The following is a 3050-nucleotide window of genomic DNA, read 5'->3' on the forward strand; positions in this document are numbered from 1 at the left end:
AAGCGTTCCCAGGCTGGAGCCTGGGAACGAGAGGTGAAGCGGCTGGAGCCTGGGAACGAGAGGTAACCAGGAACCGATTTTAGCAACCAACATGTTGGTTTGAAATTTGTGCTAAGCTCCTAATGACTGGAGACTCCGTTGAGTTCATCTTGGGCGAAAACTACGATGGAATCTGTGCTGTATCAGTGGAAAAACAGGAACACAGCTAAACTCTATGAAAGCTCAAATGCTTGAACTAAAAACTGGACAACCGGCTCCATTCAAGGTCCCTGACCGGGAAGGATGCTTGATGGAGATCGGATATCCAACAGGAGGGCTAAATGTCCTTGTCCAGTATCCTGACACTTAACAATATGATTTATGCAACCAGAATTGAATCGTCACAGACTCGCATACAGTTTAGCCCTTTTCTAAGGAAAGCAGGGGACAGGCACCCCAGCCATTTTTTTGTTGTTGATGTAAAACACAGACTTAATAAAACAAGGGCTGGGAGAGCCAGTCCCCGTGCCGCATGCAAACGGCTGAACTGTTACTGAATAAGAAAACTCACTTTCTCAAAAAACATACCAGGATCTTTATATGCCAGACACAGCAATTTCTAAGATATTGAAAAATTCCACCAGAGAAATTCATGCATCTATAGAATCGACCCCGTTTGCCCAGGCCGTTTTAAAAAAAGAGATCACTATTGAAGCTTACCTGGGATTTATCCGGGTACTGGCTGTAATTCATTCTGCCTTAGAAGGATGTCTCAGCAACTGCAGTGATCAGAGGATATTAAGAATATGGTCCATTGAAATGCAGCGTTCGCCACTGCTTAATGATGATAATGATTTTTTCAGATGGGACCTAATCCCGGAGTCTCCTGAGGCAGTAAAAGCAGCCCTGGAAGCTGCTGCTCACATACGGCAGGTAGCTGGTAATAATCCCATAGCACTTGCCGGAGCTGTTTATGTCTTGATGGGTTCCACAAAAGGAGCTGTTATCCTGCTTCCATTGATTGCAAAAACTTTAAACCTGACTTCGGATAAAGGACTTTCATACCTGTCCTGTCATGGTGGTCAGGGACCAGAGCAATGGGATGCCGCATCGGCTGTTATGGACGAGGTCATAACTGACCCGGATGAGATTAAGGCTGCTCAAGATACAGCTCTTTTGATATTCAGGAAACTAGACAAAGCTTTTAAAGCTGTTTTTCCATTGCAGCCTGCTGAAATGAAATACTGTGCAACAGGTTTTAATCCGGAATCAGGGAATCACCCCGTACCTCAAAATAAACTTGATCTTGTGGCAGTCCTTCGGGCTTCTGATGCATGTCTTTCAGAGTATCCTTACTTTATCTACAGATACGGAAAAAGAGGCAGGCGGTATACTGACGCAGATGGAGCCTGGCTAACTACCGCTGCTGAACTTGAGCCTGAAACAATGCAGTCTCAGGCTGGATGGCTTGCTGGTGTGCTGTCCAGTCGGGGTATGCCAAGCATACTGCTGGCAAGGCATTTGGAAATTCTATCAAGAGAGCTCTCATTCATTCAAAAAGAGGATGATTATCGAATCAGTATATTGACGGCTGCAGCCAGGAGTATTGGTGATAACCTGGAAAATAATATTCCCGGGAACATGCGTAAGCTCAGAGCAGAAGCCATGGAACAGAGTCTGGGACGCAAAAATGATTTCTGCTGCCATGAAGCTTTAGATCTAATTTCCTCAGCAGTTGTGGATGAAGCAAATGGCATAAAAAACGCCATTGAAAGCCTTATGCTGTGGCTTATTGATCCAAAACGCTTTTCAAAACAGTGGATACAGGTTCTCAAAGATGAGGTAGAGTACCTCAGAACAGCAATTGATTAGTTGAGATGGTTACATGTGTATTAAAGATCACAGGTCTGGAACTCTGGACAGACATCCCTTTGAGGACTTTTTTTTAAATTGATCCATAATGATACTTTTTTGAAATGATCAATGAAAATGGGTGGGGTTCGCGAAAGATTATTTTAAGGGGTGGATAATAATGGATTATGTCACCATGACATTTCTGTTCTAATTTAGTCATCTTAACTAATTTTTGCGACATACCTAACAAAAAACTGTTTTTTTAAAAATATAGATTATCATGAGTTTGAAGAAAAATAATTACAGACCTGTTATTGATGATTCAATATGGATTTATCCTTCTAACATAGAAAAATTGTAACAGTTTAGCCATTTGCATGTGGCATGGGGACTGGCTCTCCCCGTACTTATTTTAAACATGCCAATCATCCTTCAGAAAAATAAGTGCGGGGGTGCCTGTCCCCTGCTTTCCTTAAAAAGGGCTAAACTGTTACGAAAAATTTCTGTTTTTCCGCGAAATGTATTATCCCACTGTACCCATGAGTATTAAGGTTCAAGAATAAGTTTTTTATTCGCTGAAGGTGTATAAATTATGATGTTATTTGAGAAATAAAACTGACGATTAAAACTCGTTTGCGATACAGGCAAATAGGCATAGTTTGAATAACCAAAGATCCAGGAGAAATGAAATGGACAACCAAGAAATAAAAGAGATATTCGAAGGATTTTTCCAAAAATATAAGAAAACAGAAGGCGATGACAACACATACACTGCTTTCTGGTCAGAAAGAAATCCTGAAGGCTCAGCTGAAATTGTTATGGTGAGATGTCCTGCTGATACCACATTCAAGTTCTTCATAAACGGAAAAAAAGTGGATGAAGTCAAGGAATGGGAAGGATTCTTTCCGGCGCTTGATAAATTTTCCAAGAAATATAATAAAGTATTCGATACAGAGAGCTTTTTCTCTGGCATGCAAGAAATGACCTGACGTGTAAAAACCATGCTTTTAGTGGCTTACTCCTGAAACCCTGTCACAAAAAACAAGAAAAATTTGAGCCATGACGGGGGTTCAGCACTTGGCGCTGGGACTGTTTTATTTTTGGACACTAAGCTCAGGTGCTCTCCCCGCCGCGCAAGCGGCTGATGCCTTTTCCTTGCGGGTTCTTATTCCCGCAAGGAAAAAACATGCTTCTTCAATCTCTTTTATCTGTGTCAA

2 protein-coding genes are annotated in these 3050 nt (G+C 41.7%); both read left to right on the top strand.

Features of this window, described 5'->3' with window-relative positions:
* The first annotated feature begins 579 nt into the window (after nucleotides 1-579).
* Complete coding sequence (locus QZP87_RS09655; protein ID WP_291322709.1) at nucleotides 580-1851, top strand: biliverdin-producing heme oxygenase; 1272 nt, start codon at nucleotides 580-582, stop codon at nucleotides 1849-1851.
* Nucleotides 1852-2522: 671 nt separating this feature from the next.
* Complete coding sequence (locus tag QZP87_RS09660; protein WP_291322710.1) at nucleotides 2523-2822, top strand: hypothetical protein; 300 nt, start codon at nucleotides 2523-2525, stop codon at nucleotides 2820-2822.
* The last annotated feature ends 228 nt before the right edge of the window (nucleotides 2823-3050 follow it).

The sequence above is a fragment of the Desulfonatronospira sp. genome (assembly GCA_003563255.1).
In the GTDB taxonomy this organism is placed as follows: Bacteria; Desulfobacterota; Desulfovibrionia; order Desulfovibrionales; family Desulfonatronovibrionaceae; genus Desulfonatronospira.